The 22,230-nt window shown below is 62.1% G+C and carries 17 protein-coding genes; 7 read left to right on the top strand and 10 right to left on the bottom strand.

Features of this window, described 5'->3' with window-relative positions:
* From glcE to IB254_RS13475, 3 genes are all read right to left on the bottom strand, one after another.
* A complete protein-coding gene (glcE, locus tag IB254_RS13465) occupies positions 1–1,065 on the bottom strand; it encodes a glycolate oxidase subunit GlcE (protein ID WP_192417647.1) in 1,065 nt (354 codons plus the stop codon).
* Complete coding sequence (gene glcD / locus IB254_RS13470; RefSeq protein ID WP_192417649.1) at positions 1,065–2,564, bottom strand: glycolate oxidase subunit GlcD; 1,500 nt, start codon at positions 2,562–2,564, stop codon at positions 1,065–1,067. Before glcD ends, glcE begins: the two co-directional genes overlap by 1 nt.
* A 917-nt stretch (positions 2,565–3,481) precedes the next feature.
* The gene (locus tag IB254_RS13475) at positions 3,482–5,245 is read right to left on the bottom strand and encodes an L-lactate permease (protein WP_192417651.1); all 1,764 of its coding nucleotides are present in this window, start codon (positions 5,243–5,245) and stop codon (positions 3,482–3,484) included.
* A 182-nt stretch (positions 5,246–5,427) separates the two neighbouring features.
* Here IB254_RS13475 and IB254_RS13480 point away from each other — a divergent pair, with 182 nt between their 5' ends.
* From IB254_RS13480 to IB254_RS13500, 5 genes are all read left to right on the top strand, one after another.
* Complete coding sequence (locus IB254_RS13480; protein ID WP_192417652.1) at positions 5,428–5,664, top strand: hypothetical protein; 237 nt, start codon at positions 5,428–5,430, stop codon at positions 5,662–5,664.
* Positions 5,665–5,754: 90 nt separating this feature from the next.
* The gene (gene lexA / locus IB254_RS13485; protein WP_008042565.1) at positions 5,755–6,372 is read left to right on the top strand and encodes a transcriptional repressor LexA; all 618 of its coding nucleotides are present in this window, start codon (positions 5,755–5,757) and stop codon (positions 6,370–6,372) included.
* Complete coding sequence (imuA, locus tag IB254_RS13490; protein ID WP_008034486.1) at positions 6,372–6,989, top strand: translesion DNA synthesis-associated protein ImuA; 618 nt, start codon at positions 6,372–6,374, stop codon at positions 6,987–6,989. Before lexA ends, imuA begins: the two co-directional genes overlap by 1 nt.
* A gap of 7 nt (positions 6,990–6,996) precedes the next feature.
* Entirely contained in the window at positions 6,997–8,412 is a 1,416-nt protein-coding gene (locus IB254_RS13495) for a Y-family DNA polymerase (RefSeq protein ID WP_008034478.1), read from the top strand.
* A complete protein-coding gene (locus IB254_RS13500; RefSeq protein ID WP_192417654.1) occupies positions 8,388–11,486 on the top strand; it encodes an error-prone DNA polymerase in 3,099 nt (1,032 codons plus the stop codon). Before IB254_RS13495 ends, IB254_RS13500 begins: the two co-directional genes overlap by 25 nt.
* Positions 11,487–11,609: 123 nt before the next feature.
* Here IB254_RS13500 and IB254_RS13505 read toward each other — a convergent pair whose 3' ends face one another.
* The 7 genes from IB254_RS13505 to IB254_RS13535 all read right to left on the bottom strand — a co-directional run bounded on the left by IB254_RS13505 (position 11,610) and on the right by IB254_RS13535 (position 18,958).
* Positions 11,610–12,272, bottom strand: a complete 663-nt coding sequence (locus IB254_RS13505) for a flavin reductase family protein (protein WP_008031517.1) — start codon at positions 12,270–12,272, stop codon at positions 11,610–11,612.
* Between the two features lie 12 nt (positions 12,273–12,284).
* Complete coding sequence (locus IB254_RS13510) at positions 12,285–13,772, bottom strand: amidohydrolase family protein (RefSeq protein ID WP_192417665.1); 1,488 nt, start codon at positions 13,770–13,772, stop codon at positions 12,285–12,287.
* Positions 13,769–14,965 (bottom strand): amidohydrolase family protein, encoded by a 1,197-nt coding sequence (locus IB254_RS13515; protein ID WP_192417666.1) that lies wholly within the window; start codon positions 14,963–14,965, stop codon positions 13,769–13,771. The genes IB254_RS13510 and IB254_RS13515 overlap by 4 nt, the downstream gene beginning before the upstream one ends.
* A gap of 130 nt (positions 14,966–15,095) precedes the next feature.
* On the bottom strand, positions 15,096–16,148 hold the full coding sequence (locus IB254_RS13520) for an extracellular solute-binding protein (RefSeq protein WP_192417668.1): 1,053 nt from the start codon (positions 16,146–16,148) through the stop codon (positions 15,096–15,098).
* A gap of 20 nt (positions 16,149–16,168) precedes the next feature.
* On the bottom strand, positions 16,169–16,957 hold the full coding sequence (locus IB254_RS13525) for an ABC transporter permease (protein WP_092269384.1): 789 nt from the start codon (positions 16,955–16,957) through the stop codon (positions 16,169–16,171).
* A complete protein-coding gene (locus IB254_RS13530; protein ID WP_192417670.1) occupies positions 16,954–17,871 on the bottom strand; it encodes an ABC transporter permease in 918 nt (305 codons plus the stop codon). Before IB254_RS13530 ends, IB254_RS13525 begins: the two co-directional genes overlap by 4 nt.
* A gap of 1 nt (position 17,872) precedes the next feature.
* Positions 17,873–18,958 carry an ABC transporter ATP-binding protein gene (locus IB254_RS13535; RefSeq protein ID WP_192417672.1) on the bottom strand — a complete coding sequence of 362 codons (1,086 nt, stop codon included), beginning with the start codon at positions 18,956–18,958 and terminating at the stop codon, positions 17,873–17,875.
* 140 nt (positions 18,959–19,098) lie between these two features.
* On the opposite strand from IB254_RS13535, the gene IB254_RS13540 reads away from it, so the two are divergent.
* Complete coding sequence (locus tag IB254_RS13540) at positions 19,099–19,788, top strand: GntR family transcriptional regulator (RefSeq protein WP_192417674.1); 690 nt, start codon at positions 19,099–19,101, stop codon at positions 19,786–19,788.
* A gap of 288 nt (positions 19,789–20,076) precedes the next feature.
* The gene (locus IB254_RS13545; RefSeq protein ID WP_192417681.1) at positions 20,077–22,140 is read left to right on the top strand and encodes a PAS domain-containing sensor histidine kinase; all 2,064 of its coding nucleotides are present in this window, start codon (positions 20,077–20,079) and stop codon (positions 22,138–22,140) included.
* The last annotated feature ends 90 nt before the right edge of the window (positions 22,141–22,230 follow it).

The raw sequence follows: 22,230 nt of genomic DNA on the forward strand, positions 1-22,230 counted from the left end.
TCAAAGCTCCGCGTACAAGCGTGCCGGGTTGAAAATGCCCCGTGGGTCGAGTTGTTGTTTGAGGCTGCGGTGGTAGCGCATCAACGCGGCAGGCAACGGCTGGAACGGGCTGTCGATCAGGCCATGGCTGTAGCAGGTCACATGGCCGCCGACCTCATCCACGACCTGGCGAATGAACTCCGCTTCGGCGTCAGACTTGAGCCAGCGCTGGGCGCCGCCCCAGTCGAGCAGTTGCCGGCCGGGCAGGGACAACCGCGGCGTGTTGTGCGGCACGGACAGGCGCCACAGTGGCTGGCCCTCGTCGAAGAAACTCAGTCGGTGCTCGTTGAGATCCGCCCAATACGAGGCGTCCAGCCGCTCACCGCCCAAACGGTCATGAGCCGCCGCCACCGAGCCTTCGCCGCCCTCAAGCCGCAAGTGCAGGCGTTGCCCGTCGTGGCACGCGGCACTGATCGGCAACGGCTGCTGGCCCCATTCCGCGAGACGCAGCAAGGCACGATCGGCGTCCATCTCCAGGCTGATGCTCAGGGTTTGCCGCGGTTTGGGCAGGACCTTGAGCGAGACTTCGGTGATCACCCCAAGGGAGCCGAAACTGCCGGCCATCAGGCGCGACAGGTCGTAACCGGCGACGTTTTTCATCACTTCGCCGCCAAAGCGCAAATGCTTGCCGTGCCCGGTGATGACCCGTGTGCCGAGGACGAAATCGCGCACCGAGCCTGACCAGGGACGACGCGGTCCCGACAGGCCACTGGCGATCATCCCGCCGACGGTGGCATCGTCGCCAAAGGACGGCGGCTCGCAGGGCAGCATCTGCTGCGCGTCATCCAGGACTTGCGCCAGTTCAGACAAGGGCGTGCCGCAGCGGGCGGTGATCACCAGCTCGGTCGGGTCGTAGCTGACGATGCCTCGGTGGCTGCGCGTGTCGAGTACTTCGCCCGCAACGATGCGTCCCAGAAACGCCTTGCTGTTGGAGCCCTGAATGCGCAGCGGGGTGGCGTTTTCCAACGCTTGATTGACCTGCTCCAGCAGCACGCCGCTGTCATCGATATCGAGTTCGCTGCGCATCAGAATCGCTCCAGATCAGGGAAGGGCAACTGACCCAGGTGCACGTGCATGGCGCCAAATTCGGCGCAGCGGTGCAGTGTCGGAATGTTTTTGCCGGGGTTGAGCAAACCGCCGGGATCGAACGCGGCTTTGACGGCATGGAACAGCGTCAGCTCATCGGCGTTGAACTGCGCACACATCTGATTGATCTTCTCGCGGCCCACACCGTGTTCGCCGGTGATGCTGCCGCCGACTTTCACGCACAATTCGAGGATCTTGCCGCCCAGTGCTTCGGCGCGGTCGAGCTCACCCGGTTGATTGGCGTCGAACAGAATCAACGGGTGCATGTTGCCGTCACCGGCGTGGAAAACGTTGGCGACGCGCAAGCCATACTCGGCGGACAACGCGGCAATGGCGCGCAGCACGCCGGGCAACTCGCGGCGCGGGATCGTTCCGTCCATGCAGTAATAATCCGGCGAGAGCCGACCCACCGCCGGAAAAGCATTCTTGCGTCCGGCCCAGAAACGCACGCGCTCGGCTTCATCCCTGGCCTGGCGCACTTCGGTGGCGCCGGCCTGTTCCAGCACCTGGCGCACGCGGTCGCAGTCATCGTGGACATCGGCTTCGACGCCATCGAGTTCGCACAGCAGGATGGCTTCGGCGTCCACCGGGTAGCCAGCGTGGATGAAGTCTTCAGCGGCGCGAATCGCCAGGTTATCCATCATTTCCAGACCGCCCGGAATGATGCCCGCGGCAATGATGTCACCTACCGCTCGCCCTGCTTTTTCGACGGAATCGAACGCCGCCAGCAGCACCTTGGCGGACTGCGGTTTGGGCAACAGTTTGACGGTGACCTCGGTGATCACCCCGAGCATGCCTTCGGAACCGGTGAACAGCGCCAGCAGGTCGAAGCCGGGTGAGTCGAGGGCATCGGAGCCCAATGTCAGGTGTTCGCCGTCCACGGTCAGGATGTCGACCTTGAGCAGGTTGTGCACGGTCAGGCCGTACTTCAGGCAATGCACGCCGCCAGCGTTTTCGGCGACATTGCCGCCGATGGAACAGGCGATCTGTGAGGAAGGGTCTGGCGCGTAGTACAGGCCGAAGGGGGCTGCTGCCTGGGAAATAGCGAGGTTGCGTACGCCGGGCTGGACCCGTGCCGTGCGGGCGGCCGGGTCGATGTGCAGGATGTTGTTGAAGCGCGCCATGACCAGCAGCACGCCTTTTTCCAGAGGTAACGCGCCGCCGGACAAACCGGTGCCGGCACCACGGGCGACCACCGGCACGTGCATTTCATGGCAGAGCCGGAGCACGCCTTGTACTTCGTCGAGATGGCGTGGCAAGACCACCAGCAGGGGTGTGGTGCGATAGGCCGAGAGTCCGTCGCATTCGTATGGCTTGAGTTCTTCTTGCTGATGCAGCACTTCCAGGCCTGGCAAACGGGTTTGCAGGGCTTGCAACAGTGCTGACTTGTTGACGTCGGGCAGCGCTCCGTCAACGCGTTCATCGTAGAGAATGTTCATGGTCGTTTTACGATACTCCGTTCGTGTGTGTCCGGGCAGCGGTCTGTTTATTTAGGCTTTGTGTGTGTATCCATTATTTGGGTGATGGCTGATATGGGTTTCGCCCTTACGGCGAGTCACTTGGAGAAGCGCCAAGTAACCAAGCGCTTTTGCCCCTTTCGTTCGGTGCCTCGCTAATGCTCGGCATGCCCTCGTTCCGGTCCTGCTCCGTGGGCCCGCCGCCATCGGCCATCCATGGCCGGGGGCGGCTAACCCGGCATCCATGCCGGATTGCCCACTGCGCAGAACCTCCACTCGGCCTCTCGAGGGGGCGCTCAGATCAAAAGCTGAAGGCGAGCTAACGCTCGGCCTGATGAGTGGTGGAAATCAAAAGCGTATGGGATTCCCTGTAGGAGCCGGCTTGCCGGCGAAAAGCGTCGGGGCAACGCGTTCATTCAGACAGCCCTCGTTATCGTTGACGTCCATCGCTGGCAAGCCAGCTCCTACAATTTTGAATCGTGTGAACCCAATCCTCGTGTAGGAGCCGGCTTGCTGGCGATAGCGGTGAGTCAGTCAACGTATGTATTAGCTGAAGGGACGCCATCGCCAGCAAGCCAGCTCCTACAGGGGAATGTGCAAACATCAAAATTAGTGCGGCCACCACAGTGCTGAAGTGTGCACACGACCGAAGAGCCAGGTCGGCTTTCAGGCCGCCTCGGCGGCTGTGGCGGTAGTCGCCCCCACGGAGCAGGACCGGAGCGAGGGCATGGCGAGCATTAGCGAGCCACCGAACGAAAGGGGCAAAAGCGCTTTGGTTACTTTCCGCCGGGCCGCGCAGGCTTTTCGAAAGTGACTCGCTGTAAGAGCGAAACCGCCAGCCGCCATCACCGCAGAAACGGATATGCCCACCATCCCGTCCACTCACCAGGCAGCTCCGCTCAATGCCCACCCACCACCATATGACTAAACGGCGCCACATAAGCCTGCAACGTCACCAACCCCCCCACCAGAATCGCCAGAATGATGGAATGGAAGAACACATAACGCAGAATTTCCCCCTCATGCCCATACCAACGCGTAGCAGTGGAAGCCACCACGATCGACTGCGCATCGACCATCTTGCCCATGACCCCACCGGAACTGTTGGCAGCAGCCATCAACACCGGACTAAGCCCCAATTGCTCGGCCGTCACCCGCTGCAGCCCGCCGAACAACACGTTGGACGCCGTGTCCGACCCAGTCAGTGCCACACCGAGCCAGCCAAGCAGGGTGCCGAACATCGGATAAAAGATGCCCGTCGCAGCGAACGCCAGGCCCATGGTCGCGTCCAGCCCCGAATAGCGGGTGAGGAAGCCGAGCGCGAGCATCGCGACGATGGTAATCAGCGAGTAACGCACGACCCAGATCGTGCGCAGATAGTGTTTGACCAACTGCGGGATGGAGTAACCCATCAACAGACCGCCAAGGATCGCCGCCAGCAAGATGCCGCTGCCGGTGCTGGTCAGCCAGGTGAACTTGTAGACCGCGTCCTCGGTTTTAGGCGCAGGCACCACCGGCGGGACCTTTTCGATTTGCTGGTGGATCGTGCCAAAGGTGACGACCGGCGCAAAGATCGGGTTCGCTTCGCGCAGCGGTTTGCCTTGCGGATCGAGCTTGGCCGAGTGGGTCACGGGATCAATCGCCGGGCGGGTATCGAACAGGTTTTTGAAGCCTTGGGTACCCCAGGCGAACACGAACACCGTGAGGATGATCCACGGCATCCACGCGCGCATGACCGCAGGTTTGGCATCGCTGGCGAAGGTCGCGCTGGCGATGGGTTTCTCGTCATGCTCTTCGGCTATTTTGGAGTTGTCGACGCGCCCGGACAGCGCGGCGGAGGTGTGCACGGTCGCGGGTTTCCACACCTTGAGAAAACCGGTGAGGCAGGCCATGGAAATCAGCGCGGCGATCACGTCCACCAGCATCGGCCCGTGATAGTTGGAAACCAGGAACTGCGGCACGGCGAAACTGACCCCGGCGACCAGGATGGCCGGCCAGATTTCCAGCATCTTGCGCCACCCGGCAAAGGCCCAGATCAACCAGAACGGTACGATCACCGAGAAAAACGGCAGTTGCCGACCGACCATCATCGACAGTTCCATTTCGTCCAGGCCGGTCACTTTGGCCAAGGTAATGATCGGCGTACCGAGGGCGCCGAACGCCACGGGGGCGGTGTTGGCGATCAACGCCAGGCCCGACGCCGCCAGCGGCGAGAAGCCCAGGCCAATCAGAATCGCGCCGGTCACCGCCACGGGTGTGCCGAAACCGGCAGCCCCTTCGAAGAAGGCGCCGAAGCAGAAGGCAATCAGCAGCAGTTGCAGGCGGCGATCGTCGGTAATGCGCGCCAGTGAGTCCTGCAGCACTTTGAATGAGCCGTTTTCGGTAGTCAGCCGGTGCAGGAAGATGATGTTCAGCACAATCCAGCCGATCGGCAGCAAGCCGTTGGCGGCACCGTAAAGGGCGGCCGAACCTGCCATGTTCGCCGGCATGCCGAAGGCGAAAATCGCGATGACCAGCGCTGAGGCGAGGGCGAGCAAGGCCGCCAGATGGGCCTTGATGTGGAAAAAGGCCAGGGCTGCGAGCATCACCACCACCGGCACAGCTGCCATGATGGTTGAAATGACCGGGTTGCCGAACGGATCGTAGATTTGCTGCCAGACCATGTTCCACCTCTGCTTTTTATTGTTTGGATTGCAGACCCCGAGGGGGCGGTGGCTTGTAGTATAGGTGGCATTACGCCGCTGTCTTGTGCCCCATAAATCACGCCTTTTGGCGGATGGGTCGAACTTGAAACAGGGACTGCAGATCGCCTTTACTGGATTCAATCACCCGGAGGAACGCGATGATGACTGAGCGCCACATAGTTCATACGGAAACGCTGTCGAACGATTGCAGCATCAAGGTCAAGGCCGAGATCCTGCGAGACGGTTCATTGGGAATGTTCATCGGGGTATACCGACCCGATGGCTCGGCCATTGAGGAGAATGATCACCCGGCGTTGCATTTTCTCGACATGGAAGCCGCGATGGAGTGGGGGATCGAGAAAGCCAAGGATATCGGCAATGGGCAGCGGACGTTGTAGGGCCTGACTCTGGATGTGCGGTATGCCGGGGCCCGTGATAAAGGGGAGCTGACTGGCGGTCCTTGCCATAAAAAAGCCAAAAGAGTACAAATGTACTCCATGACGACTTTAACTCCCCGCCGTACTGCCATCCTGACGTTTATCCGTGATCGAATCGCGGAGCACGGTCAGTCCCCGAGCCTCGCTGAAATCAGCGAGGCCTTTGGTTTTGCCTCCCGCAGCGTGGCGCGCAAGCATGTGCTGGCGTTGACCGACGCCGGTTTTATCGAGGTCAATCCGCATCAGGCCCGAGGCATTCGTTTGCTCGGGCAACCGGCGCGCCCCGAGCTGCTGGACATTCCGGTCCTCGGCCGGGTGGCGGCGGGGGCGCCGATCGGTGCCGATGCCGAGGTGCACAGCCGCTTGCTGCTCGACCCGTCGATTTTCTCCCGAGTGCCGGATTACATGCTGCGGGTCCAGGGTGATTCGATGATCGAGGACGGCATCCTCGATGGCGACCTGGTGGGCGTGCATCGCAATCCCGAAGCGCTCAATGGCCAGATCGTCGTGGCGCGGCTTGACGGCGAAGTCACCATCAAGCGTTTCGAGCGGGTCGGCGATGCTGTGCGCCTGTTGCCGCGCAACCCGGCCTATAAGCCGATCATCGTCGAGGCCGATCAGGACCTGGCCATCGAAGGGGTGTTCTGCGGTCTGGTGAGGCAAGGGTGATGGGCGCCGTCGTTGCGCTCGACACGCTGTTCAATGGCGGCCAGGTCTGGAAGGGCCGGCCTGCGCCACCGACGGTCAGCCCGCAACCCACCGGGCATGCGGCGCTGGATGCGGCGTTGCCCACCGGTGGCTGGCCGGAAGCGGCGCTGACCGAAATCCTCCTGGCCGGGCAGGGTGTCGGCGAGTTGCAACTGGTGTGGCCGGCGCTGGCGCGGTTGTCGGCGGCGGGTGAGCGCATCGTGCTGGTGGCGCCGCCGTACGTGCCGTATCCGCAAGCCTGGCAGAACGCCGGAGTTGATCTGCGCCAGTTGTCGATCATCCAGGCCAGCGAACGCGATGCGCTGTGGGCGGCGGAACAATGCCTGCGTTCGGGCAGTTGCGGCGCAGTGCTGTGCTGGCCGCACAAGGCGGATGACCGCGCCTTGCGGCGCTTGCAGGTGGCGGCGGAAACCGGCTCGACCCTGGCATTCGCCTACCGCTCGATCCATGAAGCGATCAACCCGTCACCGGCCGCGCTGCGCATCGCCATCGATGCCAGGCCTGCGCAATTGCGCGTGCTCAAGTGCCGGGGCGGGTTGGCCCGTTCGGCGCCGATTGCCTTCCCTGTGGGGCATTGAGGTTGCCATGCGCTGGGTGTGCATTCTCTTCCCGCAATTGGCGCTGGACGCGGTACTGCGTCAGCGCCCCGACCCCGATGAGCCGCTGGCGCTGCTGACCGGTCCGGCGCAGCGTCGGGTGTTGCAGGCGGTCAACGCTTCGGCGCGGGCGCTGGGCTTGCGCCCCGGCATGTCGATGACTGCCGCGCAGGCCTTGAGCAAAGACTTTGTCACGGCGGAATACGACGCGGCCGAGATCGAGCACTGGCAGCAGTTTCTCGCGGCCTGGGCCTACCGCTTCAGCTCCCAGGTCAGCGTGCATTACCCGCGTGCGGTGGTGTTTGAAATCGAGTCCAGCCTGGGACTGTTTGGCGATTGGCCGCAATTCGAAGCGCGCTTGCGCACCGAACTCGGCGAACTGGGCTTTCGTCATCGGATTGTTGCTGCGCCCAATCCGGTGGCGGCGCGGGTATTGGCCAATGCGTATGACGGTCTGGTGGTGCCGGACGCTCAAGCCTTGCAGCATCATCTGGGGCAATTGCCTGTCGACCGGATCGCTCTGGAGCCAGCGGTGGCCACGGCGTTGTCGCGCATGGGGTTGCGCACCTTGAGCCAGGTGCAGGCGTTACCGCGACAGAGTCTGGCGCGGCGTTTCGAGGCCCAGGTGCTCAAGCACCTGGACGCACTGTCTGGCGAACGACGGCTGGCGCTGGCGTTCTACCTGCCGCCGGACCGCTTCGATGTGCGCATCGAGCTCAATTTCGACGTGCAATCCCATCAGGCGCTGCTGTTTCCGTTACGCCGGCTGACCGGCGATCTGTCGGCGTTCCTGTGCGGTCGCGACAGCGGTGTGCAGCGTTTTGACCTGCACCTGGAACATGCCGGCTTGCCGGACAGCGTGATCAAGGTCGGCCTGCTCAGCGCCGAGCGCGATCCGGCGATGCTCTTCGAACTGGCCCGAGGGCGGCTGGAACAAGTTCAGGTCGAGGCGCCGGTGCGCGGTTTTCGTTTGCGCGCCGAAGACTTGCCGGCCTTCGTTCCGCAGTATCAGGAACTGTTCGATGATCGCCCGCAGCAGTCCTTGCCCTGGGAGCAACTGCGCGAACGCTTGCGCGCACGGTTGGGGGATGACGCGGTGCAGGGCTTGCGGTTCCAGGCCGATCACCGGCCGGAGTGCGCGTGGCAGGCCAGTGCCGAGAGCCAGCGCTGCGCGGTGATGCCTGGCGTGCAGCGTCCGGGCTGGTTGCTGACGGAGCCGCAAGCGGTACACGAAGGTTCGACGCGCATCCTCATGGGCCCGGAGCGCATCGAGTCCGGTTGGTGGGACGGCGCCGACGTGCGCCGCGACTACTACCTGATCGAAACCCGTTCCGGCCAACAGGGCTGGGCCTATCGTGCGGTTGGTGAGGACGGCCCGTTGTGGTTGCAGGGGTGGTTCGCATGAGCATTGATTATGCCGAGCTGCACTGCCTGTCGAACTTCAGTTTCCAGCGTGGCGCCTCCAGCGCCCTCGAGCTTTTTCAGCGGGCGAAAAAACTGGGCTATCAGGCGCTGGCGATCTCCGACGAATGCACGCTGGCGGGCATTGTCCGCGCCTGGCAAGCGGCCAGATCCGTGGAGCTGCCACTGATCATCGGCAGCGAAGTGCGCATCGAGAACGGTCCGAAACTGGTGCTGCTGGTGGAGAGCCTTGAGGGCTACCAGAACCTGTGTCGGCTGATTACCCGGGCGCGGCGTCGCTCGCAGAAAGGCCGGTATCAGGTGTTGCGGGAGGATTTCAGCGAGCCTTTGCCGGGGCTGTTGGCGTTATGGGTGCCGGATGCGCCGGATGATTTTCAAACCGGTCACTGGCTGAAGCAAACCTTCGCCGAACGCCTGTGGCTGGCGGTCCAGTTACATCGCGGCCAGGACGATACCGGGCGATTGAGTGCGCTGATGACGTTGGCAAGGGAGCTGCGAATCCCGGCAGTGGCCAGCGGCGATGTGCACATGCACACGCGGGGGCGGCGCGCCTTGCAGGACACCATGACCGCAATCCGTCATCACCTGCCGGTGTCCGAGGCCGGGTTGCGCCTGCACCCCAACGGCGAGCGGCATCTGCGCAGCCTCGACGTGTTGCAATCGATCTACCCGCAAGCATTGCTCGATGAAACCTTGACCATCGCCCGGCGTTGCACCTTCGACCTCGGCCAGTTGCGATATCAGTATCCCCGCGAGCTGGTGCCCGAAGGCCGGACGGCCTCGTCCTGGTTGCGTCATTTGACCGAAGAGGGGATCGCATGGCGCTGGCCGATAGGCCCGCAAACCAAGGTGCTCAAACAGATCGACAAGGAACTGGAGCTGATTGCCGAACTGGGCTACGAAAGTTACTTCCTGACGGTTCACGACATCGTCCGGTTTGCTCGTGAGCAAAAAATCCTCTGTCAGGGCCGTGGTTCAGCCGCCAACTCGGCGGTGTGTTATGCCTTGGGAATCACGGAAATCGATCCGGATCGCACCACGCTGTTGTTCGAGCGCTTTCTCTCCAAAGAGCGCAACGAGCCGCCGGACATCGACGTCGATTTCGAGCACGAGCGACGCGAAGAAGTCTTGCAGTACGTGTTCCAGCGTTATGGCCGGACCCGTGCGGCGTTGACGGCGGTGGTCAGCACCTACCACGCGGCCGGCGCGGTACGCGATGTGGCCAAGGCGTTGGGTTTGCCGCCGGACCAGATCAATGCCCTGGCCGATTGCTGCGGCCACTGGAGTGATGAAACACCACCGGTGGAGCGCCTGCGTGAAGGCGGTTTCGATCCCGAGAGTCCGGTGTTGCGCCGGGTGCTGAGCCTGACCGGGCAACTGATCGGTTTCCCCCGGCACCTGTCCCAGCACCCGGGCGGTTTCGTCATTTCCGAGCAACCGCTGGACAGTCTGGTGCCGGTGGAAAACGCCGCCATGGCCGAACGCACCATCATCCAGTGGGACAAGGACGATCTGGACGCGGTCGGTTTGCTCAAGGTCGATATTCTTGCGCTGGGCATGCTCAGCGCCATCCGCCGCTGCTTTGATCTGCTGCGACGGCACCGCAACCTTGATTTAAGCCTGGCGACGATCCCGTCCGAAGACCCGCAAACCTACGACATGATTGGTCATGCGGACACCATCGGCGTGTTCCAGATCGAATCCCGGGCGCAGATGTCGATGCTGCCGAGGCTTAAACCCCGGAATTTTTATGACCTGGTGATCGAAGTGGCGATCGTCAGGCCGGGGCCGATCCAGGGGGGCATGGTGCATCCGTACCTGCGACGGCGAAACAAACAGGAGCCCGAGACTTACCCGTCTCCAGAGCTGGAAGCGGTACTCAAGCGTACGCTCGGCGTACCGCTGTTCCAGGAGCAGGTGATGCAGATCGCCATTGTTGCTGCCGACTACAGCCCCGGTGAAGCCGATCAATTGCGCCGCTCCATGGCCGCCTGGAAACGCCATGGCGGACTGGAACCACACAAGGATCGCCTGGCCGCCGGCATGAAGAAAAACGGCTACACACCCGAATTCGCCGCGCAGATTTTCGAGCAGATCAAAGGCTTCGGCAGCTACGGATTCCCCGAGTCCCACGCCGCCAGTTTTGCCTTGCTGACCTATGCCAGTTGCTGGTTGAAATGCCACGAACCGGCGGCCTTCGCCTGTGCGCTGATCAACAGCTGGCCCATGGGGTTCTACAGCCCGGACCAGATTCTGCAGGATGCGCGCCGGCATCATTTGCAGATCCGCCCGGTGGACGTGCGCGCCAGTGACTGGGATTGCAGCCTCGAACCCGTCATCGGTGCGCAGCCGGCGATTCGCATGGGACTGCGGATGATCAAGGGCTTTCGCGAAGACGATGCGCGGCGTATCGAAGCCGCGAGGTCCAAGGGGGCGTTTATCGACATCGCCGACCTCGGCGAACGGGCGCGGCTCGATGCCCGTGCGCAGGAGCAACTGGCCGATGCCGGCGCGTTGCGTGGGCTGGCCGGTGATCGTCATCGAGCACGCTGGGAAGTGGCGGGGGTGCAGAAGCAATTGGGTTTGTTCGCCGGTTTGCCGAGCCAGGAAGAGGACGCGGTGGCATTGCCCAAACCCACGGTGGGCGAAGACCTGCTGGCGGATTACAACAGTCTCGGCACCACCCTCGGCCCGCATCCACTGGCCCTGTTGCGGGGTGAGCTGAAAGCCCGGCGCTGCCGCAGTTCGCGGGAGTTGCTGGACGTCGAGCATGGCCGCCCGGTCAGCGTCGCCGGGCTGGTGACCGGTCGGCAGCGTCCGGGCACCGCCAGTGGCGTGACTTTCGTCACCCTCGAAGACGAGTTCGGCAACGTCAACGTGGTGGTCTGGCGCGACCTGGCCGACCGGCAACGGCAGGTGTTGGTCGGCTCGCAATTGCTCAAGGTCGACGGGCGCTGGGAGAAGGAAGGCGAGGTGCGGCATTTGATTGCCGGACGCTTGAGCGACCTGAGTCCGCTACTGGATGGCATCAACGTACGCAGCCGGGATTTCCACTGAAGGATCATGCCGTTAATTTTCTGCACAACACCGAACCTGTAGGAGCCGGCTTGCTGGCGAAGCGGTGGTGGCCGTGATGACGCCATCGCCAGCAAGCCGGCTCCTACAGGTCGTGATCATCTTTTATTTAGCCTCTGGCCAAAACCGTTCGCCACCACCCGGCGCGTCCGTCCACGCCTGCAACGACCGGGTCGGCAAATCGAAATAATCCCGCGTACGCGCGTACCCATGCCCACCCATTCGCCCGATTGCATCGAGTCCCAACTGGTCGATGTACAGGGTTTTCGGGTCGATCAGTTCATCCCGAACATGCGCCATCAGCACTTCGCCGAAGATGATCTCCCGCGACTGCCCGATGGACAGCGCCATCATCCGCCGGCATTCCAGCGCCACGGGCGCCTCGCCGATCCGCGGGCATTTGACCGTGGTGCCGGGAATCGCAGTGAGTCCGGCGGCGGTCAGTTCGTCGAAACCGGGAGCGAAAGGCACGGCGCAGACATTCATCGCTTCCACCAGTGCATCACTGACGATATTGACGGTGAATTCCTGATTGAGCTGGATATTGCGCGTGGTGTCCTTGGGGCTCTGGTCCCCATAGTTTTCCACGCCCAGAGCGAGGATCGGCGGGTCGGCGGACAGCGCATTGAAGAAGCTGAACGGCGCGGCGTTGATCCGTCCTTCGCCATCAATCGTGGTGACCAGCGCGATGGGCCGAGGCACCACGCTGCCGATCAGAATCTTGTATTTGTCCCGCGCACTGAGGGTGCTGAAGTCGAAGCTTTGCATGGGCAGAAATCTCTAAGGAAGGGGATCAATCGCACTCAGCGGCGCCTGTGCGCTGTAGTCATCGGCGAACGGGATGGCCGGTTTGAACAGGCTTTTCCAGTCCGGTCGACCGAAGGCCCGGTCGCTGTGGCTGCGCATCAGTGTTTCGAATTGTCGTTGGGCCTGGCGTTGCAGGGCAGGGTAGTCGGCGCCTTGAACCTGCCCGTCCTGCATCACGCAGCGGCCATCGATATAGCTGGCGATGCAGTCGTCACCGCGTCCGGCCAGCACCAGGTTTTTCAAGGGGTCAAACAGCGGCCCGAGGTGCAGGCCGCGAAGGCTGAATACCGTGATGTCGGCCTTGGCTCCCGGCGCCAGACGACCGATGTCGTCGCGCCCCAACGCCTTGGCGCCCCCGAGCGTGGCCGCGTTGTAAAAATCCAGGGCGCTGGTCAGCGAACCGCCGCCCTCCATCAAGCGAGCGATGTTCAACCCCTGACGCATGTTCTCCAGCAGGTCCGCCGGCCAGGTGTCGGTGCCCAGCGCAAAGTTGATACCTTTGGCCCGATAGCGTCCGAACGAGTTCAGCGCCTCGCCGTCCCGGGCAAACACCACCGGGCAATGCACCAGGCTCGCGCCGCCATCCACCAGCCGTTGGAGGTCTGCATCACCCTTGGTGTAAATGCCGTGGGGCAGCAGGCTGCGCGGGGTCAGCAGGTTCAACTGCTCCAGCCAGGCCAGCGGCGAAACACCCCGCAACTGCTCGACCATCGCCACTTCGCCGAGACCCTGACAGCAATGCAAGCGCATCGGCGCGTTCAGTTCGCGACTCATCGCGGCAGTGCGTTGCAACAGCGCCGGGGTGCAGGTCTGGATGCGATCCGGCAGCAGCGCGCCGCGAATCAAACCGTCATGTGCACCGTCGAAATCCTGGAAAAAACGGGCCGCAGCGTCGAGCCCGGCCAGGCCCCGTGCTTCATCCCAGTGATGCCCGAGGCTGCCATCGGCACGCCAATAACTCATGCCACTCATGTAGCAGGGCCCGAGGTAAGTCCGCAGCCCCAGCTCGGCCGCCACACCGGCCACCGCAGCAAATTCGTCGTAGGTTTCGGCCCACTCGCGGTAATACATCGAGGTGATCGGCATGGCGGTGGTGATGCCGTTACGGATCAATTGCGTGAAGGCGTAGCGGTATTTGAAAACCTCTTCTTCCGCGCTGTAACTCTCCCGCGGACCTGCCGTCAGATAGTCCTCGGACCACATCCGCCCCATGCCGCGTTCATCGCCGTTGTCCAGCGTCAGCACCGTGGAGTCGAGGTCGCCGAGTGCATCCAGATCGATGAAGCCGGGACCGATCAGCGCGTTGCCGTAGTCGACCCACTGATCCACCGGCCCCGAATAACCGCGCCCGACAAACACAATGCGTGAGCCCTCGAACACCACTTCGCCGTCGCGCCACAGCACATGCTGCGTGCCGTCGAAGCCGACCACGCAGCTGCTTTTCAGGGCGATGCGCTTCACAACCGGCTTTCCAGCAGTCGACCACCTGCGGCAATCAGCTCGCCGCGCCGATAGACCTGTCGCAGCGGCCGCGACACCACGGCTTCACCCAGCGTCTGCACCGGCATCAACAGGAAGTCCGCCGGTTGACCGAGCTCCACGCCATAATCCTCGCAGCCCAAGGCCAGCGCACCATTCACCGTCGCCGCTGCAAACGCCGCCGCCAGTTCCTCGTCCTTGTTCAAGTCGAAACGGAACGCCAGCAGCATCGCCCGTTCCAGCATGTCGCCGTTGCCCATGGGCGACCAGGCGTCGCGGATGCCGTCCGAACCCAGACACACGTTGACCCCGGCCTCGCGCAACGCCAGGAACGGCGGCACCGCGCAATCGGCCGGTGCCGAACTCATCAGCGAAATGCCCAACGCCGCCAAGCGTTCGGCCACGGGTTTGACCTGGCTCCAAGGCAACATCCCGAGGCAATAGGCGTGGCTGATCATCACTCGGCCATGACGCCCGAAATGCTCGGTATAATCGGCGATCAGCGCGATTTGCCACAGGCCCAGTTCACCCTTGTCGTGCAGATGAATATCTACGCCACGGTCGAATTCGCTGGCCAGTTTGAACACGAAATCCAGTTGGGCGACGGGGTCGTTGTCTATGCCGCACGGGTCGAGGCCCCCGACGTTTTCCACGCCCAGGGCCATGGCCTCGCGCATCAGCTCGGCGGTGCCGGGGCGGCTGATCAGGCCGGTTTGCGGGAATACCACCAGTTGCAGGTCGATCAGGTCGCGGTAGCGGTCGCGCAGTTGTTGCATGGCTTCGACATGACGCAGGCCGAAATCTGGGTCGATGTCGACGTGGCAACGCATGGTCAGCGAACCACGGGCGATGCAGTTTTCCAGCAGGGCGCCGGCACGCTCGGCGATGGGGCTGTCGATTTCACGCAGCACGCGGCGCTCGTTGGCGATGTAGTCCTTGAGCGTCGGCCCGGCGCTGTTCGGGCGCCAGGGTTGGCCCCAGAGGGTTTTGTCGAGGTGGACGTGGCTTTCCACCAGGGCCGGGGTGAGCAGTTGGTTCTGGCCGTCGATGTCGGTGGCGGTCAGTGGCGCGGACGATACCGGACGGCGTTGTTTGAACAGGCCGTTTTCGATCAGCAGGTCTTCAGCGGTGGAACCGTAGGGCCGCACGTTGCGCAGCCAGCGGGGGTGATTCATTGCATACCTCGAATTTTGTGGTGTATTGGAGGGCCTCATCGCCAGCAAGCCGGCTCCTACAGGGTTCGAGGTGAACGCAAATCCTTTGTAGGAGCCGGCTTGCTGGCGATGGCTGCGACGCGGTCTCGGATCAACCCTTGAGCTTCGACCAGATCCGGTCCTGCAGCTCCCGCGCCTTGTTGCTGCACTCTTTCTCAGGGCGCAGGCGCGAGGCGAACTCGTCGGGCATGTTGATCGCGTCCATTACCCGCCATTTGGCGTCGATCAATTTGTCGCTCTGAATGCCGTTGGCATAGGCGATCGCATTGGACACGGCGGCGGCGTTTTCCGGTTTCATCATCCAGTCGATGAAGATCTTCGCGTTGCCGGGGTGCGGCGCGCTTTTCGGTACGGCGAAGTTGTCCTGGAACATCGCCAGGCCTTCACGCGGATACACGTACTTGATGCTGCTCTTCTGCAACGTGGCCCGGGCGGTGGAGCCGTTCCAGTTCTGCATCATGATCACTTCACCGGAGGCCATGCGGTCGACGGTGTTGTCTGAGCTGTACATCTTCAGGAACGGTTTCTGCTTTTGCAGCAGTTCCAGAATGCGCTTGGCGTCCTGCGGGTTTTCGCTGCATTCGTCGACGTTGAGATAGTGGCTGGCGGCGTTGATCACGCTGCTGGAGGTGTCGAGTGCGGCGAGCTGGCCTTGCAGTTCCTTGCGTGGTTCGAAGAATTCCTTCCACGAATCGTCCAGTTTGCCGCCCGGCACGCGTGCGCTGTCATAGGAAAACCCGGTGGTGCCCCACAGGTACGGCGCCGAGAACTTGCGGCCAGGGTCGAAGCTCGGGTCGCGGAACGCCGGTTTGACGTGCTGGAAATTGGGCAGGGTCGATGCGTCGATTTCCAGCAGCAGGTTCTGATTGATCAGCGTGCGCATGATCGACTGCGACGGCACGATCACGTCATACGCCGCACCACCGGCCTGCAATTTGGCGAGCAGGGTTTCGTTGCTGTCGTAGCCGTCCATGGTGACCTTGATGCCGGTCTCCTTTTCGAATTTGGCCAGCAGGTCCACCGGGTAGTAATCGGTCCAGTTGTAGAAGAACAACTCCTTGGGCTCGGCGGCCTGGGCGCTGAACGCCGTGAAGCAACTCAGGGCCAGACCGGTGACGGCGAAACACAGTTTTTTCATTTTCATGTTTTTGTGCGCTCCAGGATTTATTGGTTTTTGCCGCGCTGTCCCAGCCAGAAGGCCAGCACCACCAGCACGATGGAAATCACCAGCATCAGGGTCGAGATCGCATTGATCTCCGGCGTCACGCCGGCCTTGATCGCCGAGAAGATGTACACCGGCAAGGTGGTTGAACCCGGCCCGGCGACAAAGAACGTCATGATGAAATCGTCGAGGCTGACCACGAACGCCAACACCGAACCGGACAACACCGCCGGCCACAGCAACGGCAACGTCACCCGGCGAAACACCTGCCACGGGTTGGCGTACAAATCGTTCGCCGCCTCCAGCAGGCTTTTGTCGAGATCATTGAGCCGTGCACGAATTGGCAGGTACGCGAAGGGAATGCAGAAGCCGATGTGCGCGACAATCACCGTCAACAAACCGAGCTTGATCCCCAGCGCCATGAACAGCAGCAGGGTGGCAACAGCGGTGACGATCTCCGGCAGGATCAGCGGCAGGTTGATCCCGCCCTCGACCATTTTCTGTCCATAGAACGGCCGGTAAGTCGCCAGCGCCGCAAGCAGCGCAATGGCCGTGGCGCAGACTGTGGCGATGCTGGCGACGATGATCGAGTTCAGCGCTGCGGTCTGGATCGACGGGTTGGCCAGAATCCGCCCGTACCAGGCGAACGAAAACTCGGTCCACACCGTCGCCGAGCGGTTGGCGTTGAAGCTGTAGGCGATCAGCACGAAGATCGGTACGTACAGGTACGCGAGGATCAGCAGGCTGACTTCGCGGGTCAGCGGCAGTTTTTTCAGGTGCAGGGCGATCATGCGGTGGCTCCCCGACGTAGAGTTTTGGCGGCGCTGCGGCTATAGAGGGCGTAACCCACCAGCGACAGCAGCAGAATCCCCAGCAACAGGAACGACAGCGAACTGCCCAGCGGCCAGTTGCGCGCGGTGCCGAACTGTTGCTGGATCAGGTTGCCGATCATCAGCGTCTTGCCGCCGCCGAGAATCGCCGGGGTGATGAAGGCGCCCAAGCTCGGCACGAACACCAGCAGCGCGCCGGCAATCACGCCGGGCATCGACAGCGGCAGGATGATTCGCTTCAGCGCGTGCCAGCGGTTGGCGCCCAGGTCATAGGCCGCTTCCACCAGGCGCCAGTCGAGTTTTTCCAGGGTCGAATAGATCGGCAAAATCATGAACGGCAGGAAGCTATAAACCAGCCCGACGCTGACGGCGAAGTCGTTGTAGAGCAGGGTGATGCCGCCCGCCTGCGGGAACAGCGTGTTGAGGCTCTGCGCGACCCAACCGTGTTCACGCAGGATGATCAGCCACGCGTAGTTGCGGATCAGCAGGTTGGTCCAGAACGGAATGGTGATCAGCGAGACCATGAGGTTGCGCCGGCGCGGGGTCAGGCTCGACATCCACAACGCCACCGGGAAGCCGAACAGGAAACACAACAGCGTCGTGCCGCCGGCCTGGAACACCGAGCGCAACAAGGCTTGGGCGTAGACCCAGTTCAGCTCCAGTTCACCGTCGAATCCTTCCTGGAAAAACAGCTGCACGTAGCTTTGGAATTGCCAGTTGGCTTGCCAGTCGACGCCGCCGTAGACGTTGCGCGGCAACAGGCTGATGTAGCCCATGATGCCCAGCGGAATCGCGATCAGTGCCAGCAAAGTCAGAACCACCGGGCTGAGCAACAGCGCACGGTTGAGAGCGGGGGAAGTGCTGCTGACGCTCATCTCAGGCCTCCATCAACAGGCAGGCGTGGGGCGGCAGATTGACCGCGACACGATCCCCCACCACCCGGCCACGGTTCAGGCCTTCGTTGTTCTCGCGCAGCATGACCTTGATGTCGTTGTTCAAGCGGCACTGATAAAGCGTCGCGGTACCGACATACAACACTGCTTCGATCACACCGCGCAGGTGATGGGGCTGCTCAAGATCGACCAGTTGCGAGCGCTCCGGGCGGAACGCCAGTTGCACGTTGCTGCCGTCGAAACCCTGGGCCGGGCAGGGGATCTCCACCGGCATGCCGCTGGGCACGAAAAGTTTTTCGTTCTGCTGGCCGCGCTTGAGATGACCGGGCAGGAAATTGATGTCGCCGATGAACTGGGCGACGAACTGATGCTGCGGCCGTTCGTAAATATCGTTGGGGGTGCCGATCTGCAGGATCTTGCCGGCGGACATCACGGCAATGCGGTCAGACAGGGTCAGGGCTTCTTCCTGATCGTGGGTGACGAAAATGAAGGTGATCCCGGCTTCCTTCTGCACGCGCTTGAGTTCGACCTGCATCTCTTTACGCAGCTTGAGGTCGAGCGCCGACAGGGGTTCGTCGAGCAGCAACACTTTCGGTTTTGGCGCCAGGGCTCGCGCCAGAGCCACGCGTTGTTGCTGGCCACCGGACAACTCGGCGGGTTTGCGTCTGGCCAGGTGTTGCATTTGCACCAGCGCCAGCATTTCATCGACGCGCCGAGGAATAACCTTGTGATCAAGGCCCTGCATCTCGAGCCCGAAGGCGATATTCTGCGCGACGCTCATGTGTGGAAACAGCGCATAGCTCTGGAAGACGGTATTGACCCGGCGCTTGAACGGCGGCAGGTCGTTGACCGGTTCGCCGGCGAGACGGATCTCGCCATCGCTGACATGTTCGAAACCGGCGATGGTGCGCAGCAGGGTGGTTTTGCCACAGCCGGAGGGGCCGAGCAGGGTGAAGAATTCGTTGTCGGCAATGTCGACTGACACGTTGTCGAGGGCTGGAGCCAGCCCCGGATCGTCGGAATACCGCTTGGAGACGTTACGCACTTCGATTGCTATTGGTTGACCCATAATGGTGCAATCCTCTAATTATTGTATGCAATATCTGGATGCAATCTACAAATAACCGGATTAATCTGCTCGTGCAACCCCCTTTTTCAAAGGCTGCTCATCGCCTGGGGCCGGTTGTTTAGCGCTAAAGGAGTGTTGAAATGACCGAGAAGAAACTCGAGACCACGGTCGACCGCGTCTACCAAGGGGTTTACGAGGCGATCAGCAAGCGTTCGTTGCGTCCTGGCATGAAGCTTGGGGAGACTTCGCTGGCCGAACTTTTTAATGTCAGCCGAACGTCGGTTCGTGCCGCGCTCAAGCAATTGGAGGCGGATGGATTGGTGACGACCGAGCCCAATAAGGGTGCGTCGGTGTCGTTGCCCAGCGATGAAGAGATCCGTTCGCTGTTTGAAACGCGACGCCTGATCGAGATCGGCATCGTCACCGAGCTCTGCCGGCGTCGTGACACCGCCGTGACCCGGGACCTGCGCGATCACCTGTTGCTCGAGGATGAAGCGCACCGCAGCGGCGACCATGAACGGCTGATCCATCTGCTCGGCGAGTTCCACATCAAACTCGCGCAAAGCCTGAACAACCCGGTGTTGCTGGACTGGTTCCGCAAACTGATCTCTCGCGCCTCGCTGTACGCCGCCGCGCTGGACGACGACAGCCACGAAGCCTGTCGCGACGATGAGCATCTGCGCCTGATCGAGTACATCGAGGCCGGCAACCAGAGCGCCGCCATCGAACTGACCTGCATCCATTTGAACGGCATCGAGAAGGCGATCCTGGACGTCGCCGCCACGTTAAAAACGGGGTATAACCCGCTCAAACACCTGATCGAGGTTTGATCACAAAACTCAAACCTGACTGGGTACCTGTGGGAGCGAGACCGGCTTGCCGGCGATGACGGCATAACATGCAACGAGGATGCTGACTGTCACGCCCTCATCGCCGGCAAGCCGGTCTCGCTCCCACAGGGTTCTTTGGTTGCCATAGGTCCTGCGAGAATCAGCTAACCTCTATGAAACCATTGGCATCCGCAGTGCTCGAAACAAACGGGCGCCAATCACAGGACACAGAGCCAGTCGATGCAGTTTCTAGACGATAGCCACGGGTGTGCTGGATGGAACGGTGAAATGGCCGGACGCATCCGTGCGTTCGACTGGAGTCGCACCGAACTGGGAAGCTTGGAGGACTGGCCCGCCAGCCTGTGCAGCGCGGTGCAATTGCTGCTCGCGTCGCCGCTGCCGATGGTGATGCTCTGGGGCCGCCCCGGCTACATGATCTATAACGATGCGTACTCGTCGTTCGCCGGTGGCCGACATCCTTATCTGTTGGGTTCTCCGGTGGAGTTGGGCTGGCCGGAAGTCGCCGAATTCAATCGTCACGTGGTCGACACCTGCCTGGCGGGCGGCACTTTGTCCTACCGCAACAAAAAGCTGGTGCTGTTGCGCGACGGCGTCCCCGAAAACGTCTGGCTGGACCTCTATTACAGCCCGGTGGCGAATGACGAGGGGATGCCGGCCGGGGTCATGGCGATGGTGGTCGAAACCACGGAACATGTGATTTCCGAACGCCGGCGCCAGGAGGCCGAAGACGCCTACCGCGCTGACAATGAACGGGTGCGCCTGGCACTGAACGCCGGTGCCTTGCTCGGCTCGTTCGTCTGGGACATCAAAGGCAATCGGCTCTCCGGTGATGAACGCTTTGCCCGGACCTTTTCCTTCCCGGCCGTGCATGATCTGGGCAACCTGCCAACGGAATTCGCCGAAGCGCGGATTCATCCCGACGACCGCAGTTGGGTCAATGAGCAAGTCAATCAATCCATTACCACCGGTGAGCCCTTCAACGCCGAATATCGGGTCCTGCGTCCCGACGGCAGTTACCTGTGGGTGCAGGCCAGCGGTTGCTGCGAATTCGATGAGCAGGGTGAGCCGTTCCGCTTTCCCGGCGTGTTGATCGACATCCACGAACGCAAGACCGCCGAAGAGTCCCTGCTCAAATTCACCCGAAACCTGGAGCAGCGCGTCGCCGACGAAGTCGAAGCGCGGCTGGCGGCGGAAGAGCAACTGCGTCAGTCGCAGAAGCTCGAAGCCATCGGCGGTCTCACGGGGGGCGTGGCCCATGACTTCAATAACCTGCTGCAAGTGATCGCCGGCAACCTGCACCTGCTGGCGCGGCATGAACCGGACAATGCCAACGTGCAACGTCGGGTCTCGGCGTCGATTGCGGCGGTGGAGCGCGGCGCGAAACTGTCTTCGCAATTGCTCGCCTTCGCCCGCCGTCAGCCGCTGTCGCCGGCGGTCTGCGACCCACGGCAGATCTTCGAAGGCCTGGGCGAGCTGCTGCAACGGGCGTTGGGCGAAACCATCCAGATCGATGTGCGGCTGCCTCAAGCGTCGTGGCACATCAACGTCGATCGCAACCAACTGGAAAACGCCATTCTCAATCTCGCGATCAATGCCCGTGACGCCATGGCGGGCGAAGGCACCATTGAACTGAGCGCCGAGAACGTTACCCTCGACCGCAAGTTTTGCGCGGGCAAAGGTATTTCGCCTGGCGATTACGTGCGCGTCGCCGTGGCCGATACCGGCCTTGGTATGTCACCGCAAGTGCTCGCGCAAGCGTTTGAACCGTTTTTCACCACCAAGGCCGATGGTCAGGGGACGGGGTTGGGGTTGAGCATGGTGTTCGGTTTCGTCAAACAGAGTGACGGGCACATCGAGATGTCCAGCGTCGAAGGACAGGGCACTCGGGTGCAGCTGTATTTTCCGCGCAGCCTGCGCCCGTTGCTCAGTGAGACAGCGGCCCATGACACGCAGCAACGCGGTGGGCATGAAACCATTTTGGTGGTCGAGGACAATGACGCGGTGCGCGCTTCGGCGGTGGAATTATTGAGCGAGGAAGGCTATCAGGTCCTGACCGCCGCCAACGGTGATGCCGCTATGCAGATGTTGCTGGACGGAGTGCAGGTGGAGCTGATTTTCACCGACGTGGTCATGCCCGGCCTGATCAAAAGCTCGGACCTTGCTGCCTGGGCCAAAGTGCAAACGCCACCGGTGGCCGTACTGTTCACGTCCGGCCACACTCGTGACATTATTTCGCGCAATCACCAGCTCAGCCCCGACACTTTTTTGCTGAGCAAACCCTATGGTCCCGAGGCGCTGACCCGAATGGTCCGCACCGTCCTCAACGGCTGAACCCCGATCCAATTGTAGGAGCCGGCTTGCTGGCGATGGCGTACTTGAAATCGCCATCGCCAGCAAGCCGGCTCCTACAGTTTGGATCTG

The sequence above is a fragment of the Pseudomonas sp. PDM03 genome (genome assembly GCF_014852385.1).
GTDB classification, from domain to species: Bacteria; Pseudomonadota; Gammaproteobacteria; order Pseudomonadales; family Pseudomonadaceae; genus Aquipseudomonas; species Aquipseudomonas migulae.

Coding starts and splice junctions, on each gene's coding strand:
- imuA (WP_008034486.1), top strand. CDS start 6,372: ATGGGCGCCGTCGTTGCGCTCGACACGCTGTTCAATGGCGGCCAGGTC.
- IB254_RS13515 (WP_192417666.1), bottom strand. CDS start 14,965: ATGAATCACCCCCGCTGGCTGCGCAACGTGCGGCCCTACGGTTCCACC.
- IB254_RS13530 (WP_192417670.1), bottom strand. CDS start 17,871: ATGAGCGTCAGCAGCACTTCCCCCGCTCTCAACCGTGCGCTGTTGCTC.
- IB254_RS13525 (WP_092269384.1), bottom strand. CDS start 16,957: ATGATCGCCCTGCACCTGAAAAAACTGCCGCTGACCCGCGAAGTCAGC.
- glcE (WP_192417647.1), bottom strand. CDS start 1,065: ATGCGCAGCGAACTCGATATCGATGACAGCGGCGTGCTGCTGGAGCAG.
- IB254_RS13540 (WP_192417674.1), top strand. CDS start 19,099: ATGACCGAGAAGAAACTCGAGACCACGGTCGACCGCGTCTACCAAGGG.
- IB254_RS13535 (WP_192417672.1), bottom strand. CDS start 18,958: ATGGGTCAACCAATAGCAATCGAAGTGCGTAACGTCTCCAAGCGGTAT.
- IB254_RS13475 (WP_192417651.1), bottom strand. CDS start 5,245: ATGGTCTGGCAGCAAATCTACGATCCGTTCGGCAACCCGGTCATTTCA.
- IB254_RS13505 (WP_008031517.1), bottom strand. CDS start 12,272: ATGCAAAGCTTCGACTTCAGCACCCTCAGTGCGCGGGACAAATACAAG.
- IB254_RS13545 (WP_192417681.1), top strand. CDS start 20,077: ATGGCCGGACGCATCCGTGCGTTCGACTGGAGTCGCACCGAACTGGGA.
- IB254_RS13480 (WP_192417652.1), top strand. CDS start 5,428: ATGACTGAGCGCCACATAGTTCATACGGAAACGCTGTCGAACGATTGC.
- lexA (WP_008042565.1), top strand. CDS start 5,755: ATGTACTCCATGACGACTTTAACTCCCCGCCGTACTGCCATCCTGACG.
- IB254_RS13495 (WP_008034478.1), top strand. CDS start 6,997: ATGCGCTGGGTGTGCATTCTCTTCCCGCAATTGGCGCTGGACGCGGTA.
- glcD (WP_192417649.1), bottom strand. CDS start 2,564: ATGAACATTCTCTACGATGAACGCGTTGACGGAGCGCTGCCCGACGTC.
- IB254_RS13520 (WP_192417668.1), bottom strand. CDS start 16,148: ATGAAAATGAAAAAACTGTGTTTCGCCGTCACCGGTCTGGCCCTGAGT.